General features: G+C 45.1%; 13 protein-coding genes. 9 read left to right on the top strand and 4 right to left on the bottom strand.

What is annotated here, in order from left to right; translation table 11 throughout:
* The first annotated feature begins 116 nt into the window (after window positions 1-116).
* Window positions 117-1,769, top strand: coding sequence for an extracellular solute-binding protein (locus MKY01_RS27700; protein WP_036668098.1), 1,653 nt, complete (start codon window positions 117-119; stop codon window positions 1,767-1,769).
* A gap of 123 nt (window positions 1,770-1,892) precedes the next feature.
* Here the strand turns inward: MKY01_RS27700 and MKY01_RS27695 are convergent, their stop codons facing one another.
* Complete coding sequence (locus MKY01_RS27695; RefSeq protein WP_036606815.1) at window positions 1,893-2,135, bottom strand: hypothetical protein; 243 nt, start codon at window positions 2,133-2,135, stop codon at window positions 1,893-1,895.
* A 298-nt stretch (window positions 2,136-2,433) separates the two neighbouring features.
* On the opposite strand from MKY01_RS27695, the gene MKY01_RS27690 reads away from it, so the two are divergent.
* The 7 genes from MKY01_RS27690 (at window position 2,434) to MKY01_RS27660 (ending at window position 10,527) form a co-directional block, all read left to right on the top strand.
* Entirely contained in the window at window positions 2,434-4,152 is a 1,719-nt protein-coding gene (locus MKY01_RS27690; RefSeq protein ID WP_282320180.1) for a DUF6138 family protein, read from the top strand.
* An 84-nt stretch (window positions 4,153-4,236) separates the two neighbouring features.
* Complete coding sequence (locus MKY01_RS27685) at window positions 4,237-5,289, top strand: hypothetical protein (protein WP_282320181.1); 1,053 nt, start codon at window positions 4,237-4,239, stop codon at window positions 5,287-5,289.
* A gap of 222 nt (window positions 5,290-5,511) precedes the next feature.
* On the top strand, window positions 5,512-7,470 hold the full coding sequence (locus MKY01_RS27680; protein ID WP_282320182.1) for a hypothetical protein: 1,959 nt from the start codon (window positions 5,512-5,514) through the stop codon (window positions 7,468-7,470).
* A 239-nt stretch (window positions 7,471-7,709) separates the two neighbouring features.
* On the top strand, window positions 7,710-8,498 hold the full coding sequence (locus MKY01_RS27675; RefSeq protein ID WP_282320183.1) for a hypothetical protein: 789 nt from the start codon (window positions 7,710-7,712) through the stop codon (window positions 8,496-8,498).
* A gap of 45 nt (window positions 8,499-8,543) precedes the next feature.
* Window positions 8,544-9,506 carry a hypothetical protein gene (locus MKY01_RS27670; protein ID WP_282320184.1) on the top strand — a complete coding sequence of 321 codons (963 nt, stop codon included), beginning with the start codon at window positions 8,544-8,546 and terminating at the stop codon, window positions 9,504-9,506.
* Between the two features lie 54 nt (window positions 9,507-9,560).
* A complete protein-coding gene (locus tag MKY01_RS27665) occupies window positions 9,561-10,220 on the top strand; it encodes a hypothetical protein (protein ID WP_282322270.1) in 660 nt (219 codons plus the stop codon).
* A 37-nt stretch (window positions 10,221-10,257) separates the two neighbouring features.
* Window positions 10,258-10,527 carry a DUF4176 domain-containing protein gene (locus tag MKY01_RS27660; RefSeq protein ID WP_076212877.1) on the top strand — a complete coding sequence of 90 codons (270 nt, stop codon included), beginning with the start codon at window positions 10,258-10,260 and terminating at the stop codon, window positions 10,525-10,527.
* A 56-nt stretch (window positions 10,528-10,583) separates the two neighbouring features.
* On the opposite strand, the gene MKY01_RS27655 is transcribed toward MKY01_RS27660, so the two are convergent.
* From MKY01_RS27655 to MKY01_RS27645, 3 genes are all read right to left on the bottom strand, one after another.
* The gene (locus MKY01_RS27655) at window positions 10,584-10,859 is read right to left on the bottom strand and encodes a WXG100 family type VII secretion target (protein ID WP_076212874.1); all 276 of its coding nucleotides are present in this window, start codon (window positions 10,857-10,859) and stop codon (window positions 10,584-10,586) included.
* 191 nt (window positions 10,860-11,050) lie between these two features.
* A complete protein-coding gene (locus MKY01_RS27650; protein WP_282320185.1) occupies window positions 11,051-12,160 on the bottom strand; it encodes a stalk domain-containing protein in 1,110 nt (369 codons plus the stop codon).
* Between the two features lie 200 nt (window positions 12,161-12,360).
* Window positions 12,361-12,567: a hypothetical protein gene (locus MKY01_RS27645; RefSeq protein ID WP_017692174.1), complete on the bottom strand. Its 207-nt coding sequence runs from the start codon at window positions 12,565-12,567 to the stop codon at window positions 12,361-12,363.
* A 330-nt stretch (window positions 12,568-12,897) separates the two neighbouring features.
* On the opposite strand from MKY01_RS27645, the gene MKY01_RS27640 reads away from it, so the two are divergent.
* Window positions 12,898-14,526: a copper amine oxidase N-terminal domain-containing protein gene (locus MKY01_RS27640; protein WP_339284342.1), complete on the top strand. Its 1,629-nt coding sequence runs from the start codon at window positions 12,898-12,900 to the stop codon at window positions 14,524-14,526.
* The last annotated feature ends 7 nt before the right edge of the window (window positions 14,527-14,533 follow it).

Here is a 14,533-nt window from a genome sequence, read left to right as displayed (position 1 = left end):
TCGATATGAACATTGAAATTGTGATATATGTTTGCCTCCCCGGCTGCACTATCCTTTTCATGTAAGGTGCATTTGGCACATAAGGGTATCCAAGTTACCTGAGGAGGGGTTAGTTCATGTATAGAAAAATGATGACGGCATTGCTCGCAATCACGATGGTTGCTGTAACGGCATGTAGTTCGGGGGCCAAGGAAGAACCGGCGAAGGAAGCCGCTGCACCACTTGCTCTGCAAGATGGGAAGTATGAACCGGCGGTACAGATGAGTTATTTGCGGGCCTGGAATGATGATACGAAATTCAAGAACGGGGAAACAGCCCAGAACAATGTGCATACCAAATGGGCCAAGGAACGGCTTGGCATCGATCTGACTACGCCATGGGCTGTATCGGTGACAAATGATGCATTTTACACGAAATTGCGCTTGTCCCTGTCCGCTAACGAAGAACTGCCGGATATTGTCTCCATTCGGGGAGACTACAATCTGGTCCGGGAATTAATTGAGTCCGGCAAATTTGCCAATGCAGGCGAGTTGTTTGACAAGTATGCTTCGGACACATGGAAACAGGCATCTGAATCGGCACCCGAGGAATGGTATCCATACATGTATGAGGGCGAGCGTTACGGTATTCCGATCTTCGATTATGCGTACAACGGCGATTCGGTCATGTTCATTCGGGAAGACTGGCTGAAGAAGCTGGGACTGGAAGAACCAAAAACCATGGATGAGCTGGTTACGGTCATGGATGCTTTTACAAATCAAGACCCGGATGGGAACGGCAAGAAAGATACGTATGGTCTGACCGTGGGCATGAAAAATGCGCTCAATACCTGGATGACGGAATCCGGCTGGATCTTCGGCATGTACAACACGATGCCTGGACAGTGGAATGATGCTGGAGACGGCACACTGCAATATGGCTCCATCCAGCCAGGGGTGAAGGAAGGTCTAGCAACGATGAAAGATTGGTTGTCCAAAGGTTACCTGCCCAAAGAAGCGGGTGTCTATGACGAGATCAAGGCAGCAGAACTGTTCACCGCAGGCAAAGCTGGCATTATCGTGGGACCACACTGGATGCCAAACTGGCCGATTGATGATGTGAAGAAAAATGTGGACGGTGCCACGTACAAGGCCATTGCTTTACCTACAGGACCAACAGGTGAGAGCCACCAGCATGGTTCTGGTGCAAGTAACGGCGTTGTACTGATTAACAAAGACATGGCGAACCCGGAGATTTTCTTCACGTACCAAAATTATCTGTTCGACAACTTTGCTAATCCGGAAGTGGGCAGCGAGTTCGAACATGGCTTCGCACAAGGATATGATTATGACATCGTGGATGGCAAAGTCGTTGGTGAAGCTGAAGTGAAGGACGGCGTATCACCACTCAAATATACGATTACGTATGATGGTGCACGGATTCCGAATCTCATGATGGATACGCTGGCGGAACTTGCGAAGGGCAAGGAACCGGAGACTCCTTTTGAGAAAAATACGAAGATTGCCAACAAACCGGAAGTATTTGTAGCCGCTGAGGTGGTCGTTGCGAATAAAGATAACGCGATCAAGAACAAGTTCACCGGGGCACCAACCGAAACGATGAAAATGAAGAAGGACGCAATCGACAAGTTGGAGAAAGATACGTTCAGCAAGATCATCTATGGTCAGGTAGGCATTGAGGAATTTGATGCGTTTGTGACAAAGTGGAAATCCATGGGCGGGGATGATATTACCGCCGAAGTGAACGAGTGGTATAAGACAGTCAATTAATTTAAAAAGCAGGGGAGAACTGATGAATTCATCAGTCTACCCTGCTTTTTTTGTCTCGAATAACATTTATGGAAAAATAGAACCTTTGGAGTTATAACTATTAATCTATATCGTACAGATCGATTATGACTCGCAGCGGACAAAAGTTACTTGTTTTCCTAGAATCACATTCTCAACCTTCCATCCGGCATTTAACCAGGATAGTGCCTGTGTATGATTATTGGAATTATTCACCCACCATTGTTCGCGATTATACGCTGTAGGGGGTAACGTAAATCCAAGAATCTCCTCAAGCTCTGCATATGTAAGGGTGATTGAAACTTGATTCAAATAGTTTTCCAAGGGGAAGTATTTGCTGTAGCTCATTTAGTCAGACCTCCTGAAAAGGAATACAATGATTATACAACGTGGGGATGATGATAGCGAGGGCATACCGAGAGCGTACATAGTTATGAAAAAAAAGGAATCCGTAGATCTCTTTGACCAGCAAACAACCGTGCATAAGCCTTATTGTTCCGGGTGTACTTGAGAGAGTAAAATAATAGGTAATATACGAACATCAATACGTATTTATAACATAGATGCCCCGGATTAATCCGGGATTCATAGAGGTTCAAGTGTGGTTGATGAACATCATAAGATGCATGGGAAGGCAGGAGATCAGATGAGTACACTTTATGATCAGGCGATGGAAGAGATGATGACGACGATCCATGAATGGTTTGATGAACAGGAAAAGCGGGATGACTTGGAAAGTGTTGTGAAGCGAACTACACTGCAAATGGGTATTTTTAATGATATTGTACTGGATTACAGACCTGGACGGACCACGGTAGACAGCCTGGATCTGGGTTTGGATGATGATGATGTAAAATTAAAGCAGGCAGGAGCCTTTACCGAGGAACAGGTACGGAACGAGATCGGGCCTAAGCTTGCAGAGGTTGTTCAGGAAAGATTGGACAAGCTGGCAGATACTCCGTTGGTTGACTACCGCTTCACCTTGCGAGGGAAATTCCCAACAACTGAAGGCAAGCTGCAACTGACTTTATTGGAATGGATAAACGAAGAGAAAAGACAGCTACTCCTTGAGCGTATTCATACCTATGTAGACAAGAAGCTGGAACACGGTACATATCCAACGAAGCCATTGGAATCCTTCTTTTTGACGAGCCATCTGCTCGATCCAAAGCTGTTCCCGGAGTTGGATGTAGCATGGACCATCGGGCAGTATGACCGGATACAAGAGTTGAATCAGGGGCGTCAGGAGGCACTTGCAGAACATCGTGGTGAGATAACTCGTGCGGTGACGGCATGGGCGGAGAATCAGTTTTTGCCACAGTATTATGATGTTCAGTCTTCGCCTTATCGTACCAATGAATATTCACTAAAACCTGGAGCAACGCTGGAGTCGAACATTGAGACACAGGCAGGCCAACATTTGAACGAGCCTGGGAAGGAGCAAACATCCGAAACTCAATCAATCGATCTGCTATTATATGCGGCGGTCATGATTCTACGTTTTGAACCCAGTTATAGCAAATCCAAAGGTCTGACTTTCTTGGAGCTCGCGAAGCAACTCGGTAGCAAACGTGCTGCACGTATGATGACAGAAGGTAGCGGAACGTATGCGAAGGACGATATTCATGTGAGAACGGAAGAAGTGGAATGCAAAGCAAATGATGTATTTGCTTTGATGACCATTCACATTCGTAAGGAAGAGGCTGGTGCCTATCAACAGGCACTTACCTTTATCACTCGTTTATTGAAACAGGGCTTTCCGAAAAGTTATAAGATCAAGCTCAAGTCCAGCGTAAAGCAGTATTTGCCGATCAAGGGACTCGCGAAGTCGGATACCTACCGATTCTTTGCCAATGCACTGGAGTACCCGGAGCTGCATCCGCTTCTGGAAGAGTATGCGCGTGAGGCTATCCAGGAGTTTGAGTTTTATGAGGATACCGAGGGAGAGAAAAGCTGTATGCCGGGCAGTTATGCAACTTTTGGGCTGGGGCTCGTGGATGAGCGGTATTTCCCGCTGGTTGAATATTACATGGGCGAAGTGGATGATGAGCATCAGTTGATTCAGGATAAGTTCATTGCGGCATTTGTAGAACAACAGGGTGTAACGGCTCAATCCATACCTACGTTAGTCGCCAGCTTGCGTCGTTCGACCGATAGTCTGAAGTTGAAGATTCAGCCCGAGCTGGAGAATGATGAAATACTCGAACTGTTGGTTAGGCAGATTCAAAAACTTGAGTATTATGAAGCGGAACGTGTACTCTATCCGATCTTTGGCAAGGTGGAGAAGCTCTCAACGCTTGCTCGCAAAGCGGAGGGAAGACGGAAGGAATTATTACTGGAACTGTTGCAGGCCGCAGGGAAATAAAAATGTAAACAAGACAAGTGAGATTGCTGTGTAAGTAAAGCATTTCAGAGAAGTGAAAGTGCATAAGGAAAGGTGGGGAGAGTTATGGAAGCGTTGAGTCGAGAAATGTGGCAGGCGTTGAATGCTCAGGACAAAGAGGCATGGATGCGTAAGCTTGTCCGTCAGTTACCAGATGATATGGTATATGAGGGTATCGAGACTTTTGAACGATTTGGTCAGCGGATGGAGACAGGTGTATTTACGGAGGATGGGCTAAGATTTGTGTTTGTGCCTGGGGATCGGGTAACGCTCGGCTGGGATCGTTGGCAGCATGGTATGAACGAAGAGACATCAACCGACCTGCATGAAACGGTCAGTGAGTATGGTGTGGAGGACGTGGATTCGTTTCTGGCGAGTCAGATGTCACCTGTAAGAATGGTCAACATTGCGCCGATGCTTGTTGAATGCGAAATGATCTCACTTGGCTGGATTGAAGTGTCCAATGAGGAAGCATTGGCACAGGAAAATCCTGATTTCCCCGCAGCATTGGAGCAGTTTAAGCAGTCGGAGATCCGTGAATATGAATTGCATCAACAGTTTCGTCTGATTCGCCAAAGTGAGAATGAAGTCCGAATCCTGTGGTTCAACGAAGGAATAGAGTTGGAAGACGTTGTGAGGGAGGAAGCCGCGGCGGGCTTTGGTTTGCTGACCGAAGACGAATGGGAGTATATCTATGGCGGCGGTTGTCGCACGTTATTTCCCTGGGGTGACAGCTTCGACTATACGATGAGATTGAAGCACTTTGGAAGTCTGGAAGGCGTGGATGAGATTGTGGATGGATCGGCAGAGACGGCCTCTTCACGGGTTGAAGAAAAGGATGATTGTCCTTATGATCTGGAAATGCCAAATTTCTTCGGGGTGCAATTTGCTGGTGATCCCTACAAGTATGAGCTTACGCTCGATTCGTCTGGGGATGTGATGCCCAAAGGCGGAGACGGCGGGAGCCTGATATGTGGTGGAACAGGGCCGCTGGTTGGTTTCTTGCCTGCTGCTGCGGTCTATTATCGAGACGTTAATGCAAGTGAACTTGACTGGGAGGATTTGATGGATGCGATGATGTATCGCAGGGTTATTCGTTTGGCTGAACTAAAGGTTTGATGGGTTAACCGAAACAGCTATTAAGCGGTAGCATCCCATACGTAGAAAGAGATTTAGTGAATTCTAAAGGGCAGTTGACAGATAAATGAATAGATCTGTCGCTGTCCTTTGGAATGTTCCATTAGGGCCAGAAGATGGAAGAAAAAGTAATGAATATCTAGATCAAAAGTTCTATACTTAACGAGTCTCAACCAAATCCATTACACAGAGAAGGAGTTAAGTATGTCCAGAATATCCAAATGGCTCATCGTCAGTTTAGTTTCAATTTTTATACTCAGCATGTCGCAATTCACAGTCTCAGCGTCCACTTCAATAGTTCAAACCACACAGAACGCAGAGCGATCCATTTCATCCAAAGATCGTGTGCAACACAACATTCGTTTTGCAGTCAGAGGAACGGAGGTGGCCGTGACTACGCTTCGAACAAGTTTTGATACTGGTGAAATCAAAGAAAATGAGCACCATTTTACCGATCCAGCTATTCTTCCTCGGATACATACTGGTCTGACGACAACTTCCCATCATTATGATCCTATTGTTAGTGACACACCAGCAGGGTTAAAAGGCTACATAACTTATTATGCCACGGATGATAAGCAGCATTATTACGTTTTGTACGAGTATGACTATAGCTCGAACACACTTCGCAAGGTCCATGAGGGCGAAAACCGTATCCACTTGGAACCTCAAATCGGAATATATTATACGATCTATGAGAAAAACGCACCTAAATCCAACTACTATTCCATGGTCACAGGAAAAAAAGTATACACTCGCGGAAAGCTTTTGCTGGAAAGGGATTTTACAGATACCAAATATGTGATATCACCGATTCCACAAACCCGTAATTTTGGGGTTTATTGCACAGATACTTTAGATTGTCACTACCTTGAATATGGCGGTATAAAGGGGAAGAAGGCCAAAGTAAGCGACTTGTGGATGAAGCCCGACCAGAAGACGGGCTTGTCTACTAAAGCTTTTCAGGTAAGTGCAGATGTTCATCTAAATGTTTCTCAAGGCAACACGAGGGATCGGAAATCAGACTGGACTGTGGTTGTAACCAAAAATGGCAAAAAAACTACACTGATTAAAGAGCGAGTGGGCTATGTGCAATCATTTATCTCACCCGAAAGAAAAACATTGGTTCTGGTCACAGAGAACGGTCTGGATAGTAAAATGGAGTCGTCCAAGGTACAAGTCTATGATTTGAAGACCCTTAAACGGATTCGTTCCTATGATTCTCCTTATCGCGCTCGTACCGAAAGTATCCAGTGGATTACTGAGGATGAGTATATTATTGAACAGTACTTTTCCAACCCGGGCTCTTATCCGCCATCCTTATATGTTATTTCAGAAAATAAACATCTTAAATTGAATTATAGTACATACAGTGACTGGAAAAAATATTGGAATTCTTTTCAGTTCTTTAATGTGTTTTTCCCGATGGAACCTGTAGCTATTAAGTCTGATCAGGGTGTATTGGAGTATAAAGGGCAACCCACCTTCTATATGGAAGGTCAGCATTATGTTCCTTTAGAAGAATTCACTCAAGCATTTCATATTCAATATAATCTCGGGAAGGATCGGCTCACCTTCACTCGTGGTCAGCGTTCTTCCAGTGTGAATCAACCTTCAAAACAATTGTTGACGCTATACAATCAGACATTTATTCCTTTAGGTCAGTGGAGTAAGGACTTGGGGCTCAAAGTGTCGGAAACAAAAGCAACTGGTTACAACAAACAATTAAGCATGAGCGATGAAGAAAAGGGAACTGATCTAGCCATGGATTCCAAAATTCTTCCTTTTCATGCAAGAGCACGATGGATGGATCGGGTAGGGGACAGTTACCAATTAGATCCGGTAAATACAAGGCCGATGGAATCAGCTGTGCCAGACCGAATTGATGGTGTGGTGCTGAATTTTGATCGAACATTGACCATTTCCTCCTCTAAAGATTCAATTACAGAGTTGCTGTTCATCAATCCAGACTACACTTCGGTGCTCGGGAAAGTATCTTTAACGGACATACCTGAGAGGAAGTGGGGATTTAGCACAGCCAAGATTCCAGAAAACATGTTACAAGATGGTGTGCTTAACGTGATTGTTCCCGTGAAAGAAGGAAAATCAACGATGGTGTACTCCTTGAAGCTTCCAGAACCATTTGATAAAAATAAATTCTAAAGAAAATAAGCAGTTCCGGTACAGCATCATTTTTGCTGTGCCTTTTTCATTTTTTTGGGTAAATATAATCAGGCCTAATGGCTTAAGATCAGGAGTGGGGGCGCATTGAGCCCAGCCAAGGTTCCTTTTACAATAAAAGAATAGAATCTTTCGCCGACCTCTTTAAATTGACAGCATGGAAAAGGGGAATGACTTTGCCTTCATATACATCGTTTCAGTGTTGCGGCCGGGAGGCCTTGTTGCTGTTCCAACTGATGAATATTCCGGAAGCGGATCAGCTTCTCATGGATCTGAAAGACCCTCCATTACAGGGTGAACAGGCCAAGCATAGCTATGAACAAATTCTCACAGGTCTTGTTGAAGAAGGTATTATTGAATTGGACAATCAACAGATCACCATAGACCCGCAAATATACAACCTGCTTACAGGCTGTAAGCTCAGTAGTGCAATAACCAGACTAGATTTGCGTGCAACAGATGGGAAATCATCGGTGACCTATGGATTTTTGTCAGGCATGCAGATGGTTGAGTGGGTCTGGGAACCTGCACAAGATCAGGCGCTACTCACTTCTTTTGACGAATTCGAAAAAATGTTTCAGGTCATTGGGAATCGGATTGAACTACCTGATCCATTAGCTTCCAATGTGAACCCTCAATCACAGGATACAATTCGTACACCCATGCAGGTAGAAACGTTGCAGCGTCTGTCTGCGTTGGCGGTCGATTCAGCGCTGGAGATGATCGAATCTATTTTGCAAGAGGACCGGCATCTGGATCAGACTTTGATGCAGACATTGGCTAAAGGCTTTGCCACGCTGGAGAAGTGGGGGCAGTATGAAGTGTACACCCGAGGACAGGAAGGACAGCCGCAAACCATTTATTTTATAGGTAGTATCCACGGTAATTGGTTGTTCCTTGAGGGGGAAGAGAAGGGTCTATTTACAGCTTTCAAGATAACGGAAGAAGAACTGGTGCAAAGCCTGTTTCTGCTAACGACGCGTTCATTATCCGTACTGTCCGGAGTTTAAGTCCGATATGAGTCATACATATATGTAAACTAAGGGGGAATCCAGTTGACCAAAATTGTCATGAAGTCAGACTATCTGAATTCACTCGCACAGCAGATTGAACAGGTGACGGCACAACTGCAACAGGTGGACAGTGTTCTCCAACATGCCATTCAGGGAGCTGCCTGGCAGTCGGGGAATCGACAGACTATTATTGGTCTGTACCAGACACATCAGCATCGGTTTCAGACGGCTGGACAGAGCATGCAGCAGCTGGCTGCATATGTAAAGACAACCCGTGAGAAGATGGAACAGGAGGATCAGTCAGGGGGGACATTTGGGCTTACGGGTATTAATCCACTCGCTCCTTTTGATGGCCCTGGGAGCACGGTAGGAACATTGACAGGAGCAGCGGCAGTTGCCAGATTGGGTTATCGCGTGAAGAACGGTTATATGATCAAGGCTCAATTGGATCGGAATTCTCCTCGCGTTCTGGTCCGTGAGAGCTATGATTCAGTTAAAGACAATAAGGTTGCGAACGGCAGACCAAGGGATTACAAAATCCATTATGTGCGTGATATCGAAGCCAAAATTGCCAATGGAACGGCTACTCCTCAGATTAAAGAAGTAGCTTCTATGATCAAGCCTGGTTATGCCGTAAAATCGGCCTTGACAGACAAGCTGGGCTGGGCAAGTGTGGGAATAGACGTGTTTACAGATACCCAAGAGAACATCAATCAGAACGCGGGCAGTGACAAAATTGCTGGTGATATCATTGGGAATGTTGTCGTAGGCGGTGCAACAACGGTAGGTGCAACGCTGTTGACTGCGGCCATCTTGCCTGCGGCGGCACCTGTGCTTGCAGTAGGTGCAGTGGGGTTGGGAGTTTCCGTAGGTCTGACTTACCTAGCTGAAGGGGTTACGATGAATATGGATTTGGACGGTGACGGGAAGGATGATTCGGTGAAGGATGTTGTTAAGCATGGTGCGAAGAAAGCCTGGTCCACAGTGGCGGGGTGGTTTAAATAAATGGCGAACAAAAAACGTTCAAAACCCTCGGCCCGTGACGTCGTTGTTTCTACAATGTATGAAGGCACTCTTTACCCAAGGGAAACATTTGAGAACTATCTGGTCATCTATGCGGCAGATGGTATTCGACTGAGTGTAGGTACGCTGGTTCTGTTTTTTCTTAACGTATTTCTGCTCATTCCCGTGTTCAGTGTCCCGTTCCAATCTATGTATGCGTATATTCTCGTGCCACCGCTAGTCTTTATGAATATATGGGCGATTGCCCTTATTGCTGCCCCACGCAGACTCCAACTGAATTATGTATTGTTCCGAGGGGTATTTGGCATCGTTTGTTCTGTGGGATTTATGGTGATTATACAGAAATTTGCCTACGGGACACTTGCTCTGACGACACCTTGGTACGCCATTGGATCATTTGCAGTATATGGTTTTGCCTTGTTTCAATACGTGAAGTTTCGTTTGCGTAAGCTACGGCAGCCCCCTCAGCGGAAAAAAGGGGATAAAAGCCCGGGTATGCCTGTTGCCACATTAACGATGATTACGGGCGGAGCATATCTTCTGGCCAATATTTCACTGGCCTTTGTTACGCAGCAGACTGTGGCTGTTGTGCTGATGTGTGTATACATTATGCTGGCCTTTGTCGTGTTTCACTTCATTATGGACTTGCATCGGTATTACTGGCTTCGCCAGGTTATGAACAAATCAGAGGGGTAATTGCAGGATAGAGACATAATTAAGGAGGGCGATCATTTTGGAAAAAAATATAGCTTCGTTTCTGCCGAATGGGTCTGTTATTCGTTTAAAAGAAGGCACCAAGAAGCTTGTCATCTATGGACGCAAGCAGATGTTAATGACAGAACCACCCCGTCAATTTGATTATATTGGCTGTCTATACCCTGAGGGTTACATTAATCCGGATTATACGTATGTATTCAATCATGAAGATATCGAAGAGATCATTTTCAGAGGGTATGTGGATCAGGAGGAAGAGACATTTGCGGCGGAACTGGAGCGTAAGTAGCCCGAGTTGTAAAGGTCGGTTCTACATATGAGGAAATGAAAAAAAACGGATCAGTCCTAACGTGACTGATCCGTTTCGCGGAAACGCGTCGCTGTCTGTTGAAGACTGGTGCTGGTTTCCTGTAACCCGCGCAAATAATGACCGATGTTTGTCATGCTGTCATTCATACGCCCGAGAAACTCTCGCTGGCGTTCCCCTTCCCACTGTCCCTCAGACTGATCAATCATCGTTTTGAGTTGGGTAAGAATATCATGTCCGTTCTGGGATGCCTTATTGAACTCACCCGCAAGTTGTTGCAGTTCTTCTGGGGACAGATCAATACGCTGGTTCATGAGGTCCACTCCGTTTCTCTTCTTGCATAAGATAATGTATATTCCATTATAACCCCATCTTTTTCAAAATGAAGCTGGACAAAAGCCTTGTTTTCAGATCAGTGTAGCGTGTCTTACATAGGACAAAACACACATCAAATCAGCCCCAGCTCATAGAGCGGGACCGAAATGATGTGTGTTTCTTTTTTTGTTTATTTCACTTTTTGTACGGATACCGCCATTTGCTCCAGTTGAGTGTGAGTCAATTGGTTATTCGGCGAGCTGATGGTTACATAACGATCATCCAGCTTGAATGTGAGCATATCCGTTTGGTCTGGTGTATACCATTTGGCTGATACGCCATTAGGCAGTTTTACCGTTTTGCCATCATAGCTGAACGAGTAATCTTTAGGGGATACCGTTACATTCATACGATTAAAAACTAAGTTTACACCATCACCACCCGCACCTACGCTTTTGAACGTATCTCCAGCAACCATATGTTGTGGGGCATAGGCTGTTGTGAACCCGTCAAACTTCGCAAATGCTTTGCGAATGTTATCCAATTGTTGTTTGCTATAGTTCACATCTGCGAATGCAGTGATCCCTTGATCATTGTTACTGTTGGCTTTTTGAACAGAGACAGCGACTTGTTGCAACTGAGCTTGGCTCAGCTTATGATCCGGGGAGCTAAGGGTAACGTAGCGATCATCCAGTTGGAATGTGAGCATGCCCGTTTGATCTGGTGTGTACCATTTGGCAATAACACCATTGGACAGTTTCACGTCTTTGCTCGTATAACCGTCCGAATAATCTCTTGGAGACACATCCACTTTCATATGGTTGAAAACAAAACTGACGCCGTCGCCACCCGCACCTACGCTTTTGAACGTGTCACCTGCGATCATCTGCTGAGGTGCATAAGCGGTCTCGAACCCATCGAATTGTGCAAAAGCTTTTTGGATCGCCTCTTTTTGTGCTGCGCTATACGTTACATTTGTCAAAGCTGATGGATTGCTTGTTGCTTGGCCGATAATGACCTGTCCTTTTTTGCCGTCATAGGATACAGGCACATGCAGTGCATCGGCAAGCGCTCGTACGGGCAGATAAGTAGAGTTGTTATAAGTAATTGGCGCAAGTTTGTTGCCATTGCCATCCGTTGGTGAGTAAGCCGCGCCATCGACATTAAAGCTGATTCCATGGTTAAGGTATGCAGAGATTTTCTCCAGTTGCGTTCCGGCAAATACACCCGTTGCTCCTGTTAATGTCATGCCCAGTACCATCATCGTTGCTACGGATTTCTTCATGTTTTTTTTCATCATATATCTCTCCTTCAAGTTGGGGGTTAGTTTTGTTTAATGGGCTCGCTGTCCCTTATGGCTTTATATTAAACCCCGAACATATCCAGAATAATTCTGAATTATCTCCAACTTGTAAACATGTGTATATATACGGAGAATGTAGAACAAAAACTGAAGCTGCTTGGCGTGTTTGAACGTATTCTTTGCCGAATCGAAACATTTTAGTTAAAAAGATAGAGGATTAGTCCGCCAAAACCAAGGACAATCGCACCAACGTATACATAGGAAAGTTTGCTAAGGTTTTGCTTTGTGCGGCGATCATATTCGGGATTGCTGGTCTGATTGGCTTTGGAATTTCCGATGATCATGGTAGCAATACCTCCAAACAAGGCGATACCCACAATTAAAACATAAGGCAACCAGGTCATGAAAGGACCTCCTTCGCGAATAATATGATATGTCTTTATTGTACTTCAGGATAACCTTTGATGTAAGCTTTAGTTGAGAAATAAAGGAAAATGAAGTATCTATATTACAGTATGTATGTGGTCTTGGATCGGAAAGATCACTACAATTTTATATTTTTTTAATTCAAAAAAACCTTGATACAACAGGCGTTCGCAGCTTTCTTCACTGAAGGCTGTGAATTTTTTTTGCCCACAGAGTGATCCAGAATAGAGAACCCTGCGTTACACCCTATGAAGACGACGACAAGGAAAGAAATTATACACACAACATAATCGAGGAGTGAACACGTAATGAAAATGAAGATGAAGAAGTTTATCGCACCTGTACTTAGCTTGACACTGTTGATGCCGGGGATCGCTGGAGCAGCTGCCGCACCACAGACACCAATGACCATGATGAAAGCATCCGTGAACACACCTGCGGCTGACCTGAGAGCAAACCTGGACCACCTGTTGTCCGAGCACTTTGCACTCGCAGTAACGGCAATGGCCAAAGCATATGACGGAGCAAAAGATGCAGATGCAGCCTACAAAGCACTTGACCAGAATGCACTGGATATGCAACCAGCAATCGCTTCCCTATACGGTGACGCAGGTGCCAAAGAATTCGAACGCATCTTCCGCGCTCATAACAAATACACAGATGATCTGGTGAAAGCAACCAAAATGGGCAACCAGGCTGGAATCAAACAAGCACAGGCAAACATCAACGGTTTCGTGGATGAGTTCTCCACATTCCTGAGCACAGCAACCGAAGGCAAATTGCCAAAAGCAGCAGCCAAACAGGCGCTGAAAGTACATGAAGATCTCGTGCAAAAAGTATTTGATGAGTATGTAGCTGGAGATTACGCTGATGCATACAAGGCTTACCGTGAAGGTTTCAAAGAAATGTTCGACGTAAGTAAGGCACTCTCCACGGCAATTACGACACAAATGCCTGAGAAATTCGAAAATACCAAAGCGGATACAAAAGCAGCTGATCTGAGATCTGCACTCAACCACTTGGCTTCTGAACACTTTGCGCTTTCGGCTCTGCAAATGCAAGAGCAATTTGATGGACGTACAGCCGCTTCCAACGCACTGATTACAACTGAAGCTGGAAACACAGCTGACTTCAAAGCGGCAATTGCTTCCGTTTTCGGTAACGATGGTGCCAATGCTTTCGAGAAAATTTGGGTAACGAACCACGTTAACGCACAAAGCGACTATGTAAAAGCCGTTAAAAACAACGATGCTACTGCTCGTGCAGCAGTAGAGAAACGTATTGCTGGATTCACAACAGAGTTCGCTACATTCCTGGATTCTGCAACAGCTGGTAATCTGCCAAAAGCAGCAGGACAACAAGCACTGACAACACATGAAAATCAAGTACAAAACGTATTGAATCAATATGCAGCAGGTAACTATGATGCTTCGTACACAACGAATCGTGAAGGCTTCAAAGTGATGTTTGGTGTAGGTCAAGCCTTGGGTAACGCAATTGTGACTCAATTCAACGACAAATTCCAAGAGCCAGCAACACCTGCACCAGCGCCAGAAATGACAACGGTGTGGATGCAACTGAACAGCAAAATGCTGAAAATTAACGATAAAACAACCAACATGGATACCACACCAGTGCTTTGGAAAAACACAACATACATTCCATTGCGTTTCCTGAGTGAAGGTATCGGTGCAACGGTGAAATGGGACAAAAAAGCACAACAAGTAACGGTAATGGCTGGCGATGATACCCTTGAATTCTGGGTGAACAACAACGTTATGGAAGTGAACGGTGTGAAGAAAAACGTGGGTGCAACGGTATTTGTAAATAAAGATGGACGTACGCAAGTGCCTCTGCGCTTCATTGCTGAACTTCTGAACTGGGACGTGAAATGGGCACAAAAAGATGGCTCCATTACGCTGACGAAATCGATGTAATAGTAGA

Origin of the sequence: Paenibacillus sp. FSL R5-0486 (genome assembly GCF_037975155.1) — a bacterium.
In the GTDB taxonomy this organism is placed as follows: Bacteria; Bacillota; Bacilli; order Paenibacillales; family Paenibacillaceae; genus Paenibacillus; species Paenibacillus amylolyticus.
This window is presented reverse-complemented; position numbering and strand designations above follow the sequence as displayed.